This window comes from Streptomyces glaucescens (assembly GCF_002154375.1).
In the GTDB taxonomy this organism is placed as follows: domain Bacteria; phylum Actinomycetota; class Actinomycetes; order Streptomycetales; family Streptomycetaceae; genus Streptomyces; species Streptomyces glaucescens.
This window is the reverse complement of record NZ_MUND01000887.1, coordinates 212-634: the sequence shown is the minus strand read 5'-3', so window position 1 is coordinate 634 and position 423 is coordinate 212. Positions and strand designations below refer to the sequence as shown.

Below are 423 nucleotides of genomic sequence, written 5' to 3'. Positions count from 1 at the left end.
GAGTGCGGGACCGTGGGACTCTCCCGCGGTCAGCCACCGCAATCTGCTCACTGCCGCTCCTCACGGTCGGGGGTGTCGGGAAACAGCCGGTGCAACTCGGCGTGAAAGCCGGGGAATGTCTTGGCCACGCAGCCGGGGTCGTCGAGTTCGAGGGGGACGCCGGAGCCGAGCGCCAGGACGGAGAAGGACATGGCGATGCGGTGGTCGCGGTGACAGGAGATCCGGGCCGGGGCCGGGCGGCCGNNGACGTCGAAGCCGCCGCGCAGTCCGTCAGCGCCGCCGCGCACGGTGGTGGCGCTCTCCGTCACCGTGACCTGTGCGCCGGCCTTCTCCAGTACGTCCACGAAGCGGAGGTCGCCCTGGAGGCTGCCGGTGCCCAGTCCCGGCACCGTGATCGTCCGGCCGGTGACCGCCGCGGCGGCG

At 72.9% G+C, this 423-nt stretch carries 1 protein-coding gene; it reads right to left on the bottom strand.

The genetic code is table 11. The features are described 5' to 3' along the window. Positions 1-47: 47 nt before the first annotated feature. Complete coding sequence (locus CCN42_RS38870) at positions 48-389, bottom strand: 3-phosphoshikimate 1-carboxyvinyltransferase (protein WP_425444738.1); 342 nt, start codon at positions 387-389, stop codon at positions 48-50. Positions 390-423: the final 34 nt, after the last annotated feature.